Source organism: Jatrophihabitans lederbergiae (genome assembly GCF_031845305.1).
GTDB lineage: Bacteria > Actinomycetota > Actinomycetes > Mycobacteriales > Jatrophihabitantaceae > Jatrophihabitans_A > Jatrophihabitans_A lederbergiae.
In genome coordinates, this window is the sequence record NZ_JAVREH010000176.1 from 1 (window position 1) to 1,142 (window position 1,142).

Sequence of the window (1,142 nt, forward strand, 5' to 3'; positions counted from 1 at the left end):
CGTTCTCCCCGGAGTAGGACTGCCAGTTCGTGTTCGTGACGAAGCTCGCAGCGGTGTTCCAGGACTGCGAGCCACCCATTCGCGGCACCGCGTACGGATGACCGAAGTGGTTCTGCAGCCGCAGGAACGCATACAGGAACAGCACCGAAACCAGGCTGAACGCCAGCACCGCGCGCAGGTAACGGCTCCAGCTCTGGTCAGCCTCGGGGTCGATACCGCCCACTTTGTAGACGCCGCGTTCCACTACCAGGTGCCTTCGGCTTTCCAGCATCCGAGCCAGGTAGTCACCCAACGGCTTGTGCACCAGCGCCAAAGCCGCGACCAAGGTGACCAGGAAAAAGAACCCGGCCAAGGTGTCGCTCATCAGAACTTCTCCGGAAAGACCAAGGCGATCACCAGGAACACGCTCAGCAGCGCAGCCAGGACCAACCCGACCAGGTTCGCGCCGCTCATAACTTCTCAACGCCCTTCACGACCAGGCCCAGCAGCCCGAACACCGCGAAGGTCAGCAGCACGAACCAGACGTCACTCACTGCGACTCCATCAACCGTTGGGAGCGCGACGTCGTCCCCACCCGACCCGGCAGAGACCTGCCCGGCGATCCGCAGTCAACGCCGTCCCCGTCGTCGTTGTCGCCCTCGCACGGCCATCCTCACGCCTTCCCCGCAACATCCTCACGACTTACAGACGGACCCTCACAATCCACAGACGGCAACCGATCCGGCACCGTTTCGGCACCGCAGAAGAGCGCGATAAATTCTCACGACTTGTTCACGGGTGAGATCTTTGCGCTGCGCACGTTTCGCAATCGGGCCCGGCGGCATAGCCCTCCAGTTGAACAGTTCGCGGTTACTGAGTGAACGGCGACGGCCCGCGCTTGCTCTTGGTCGCCAGCGCGGGCAGGCTTGAGTGCATGGCTGCCGACGTCAAGCATGTCGTGGTCTTCGTGCAGGAGAACCACACGACTGACAATTACTTCCCGTCGATGCGTGCGTGGGGCGCCAACGTGGCCACTGGGTGGCCGATACAGCCCAACCCGCCGGCCAAGGATCAGAACCACACCCGCGCGGCCTATGCGAAGTGGCTGCATGCCCAGCAGGCCGGGACGGTAACGCCGGCAACGCATACCCAGTTCGATGACA

At 63.0% G+C, this 1,142-nt stretch carries 2 protein-coding genes and 1 pseudogene; 1 reads left to right on the forward strand and 2 read right to left on the reverse strand.

From position 1 onward, the window contains the following. Positions 1-364: potassium-transporting ATPase subunit KdpA (locus tag RM423_RS24820; RefSeq protein ID WP_311425709.1), on the reverse strand; the 364-nt coding region annotated here is incomplete at its 3' end. Then, positions 364-453 (reverse strand): potassium-transporting ATPase subunit F, encoded by a 90-nt coding sequence (locus tag RM423_RS24825; protein WP_311425710.1) that lies wholly within the window; start codon positions 451-453, stop codon positions 364-366. The genes RM423_RS24820 and RM423_RS24825, both read right to left, overlap by 1 nt. Positions 454-913: 460 nt before the next feature. Here RM423_RS24825 and RM423_RS24830 point away from each other — a divergent pair. Next, positions 914-1,142: pseudogene (locus tag RM423_RS24830) on the forward strand (hypothetical protein); the annotation flags it as partial.

Excerpts from the sequence above, each read along its gene's own strand:
- RM423_RS24825 (WP_311425710.1), bottom strand. The coding sequence starts at position 453 with ATGAGCGGCGCGAACCTGGTCGGGTTGGTCCTGGCTGCGCTGCTGAGC.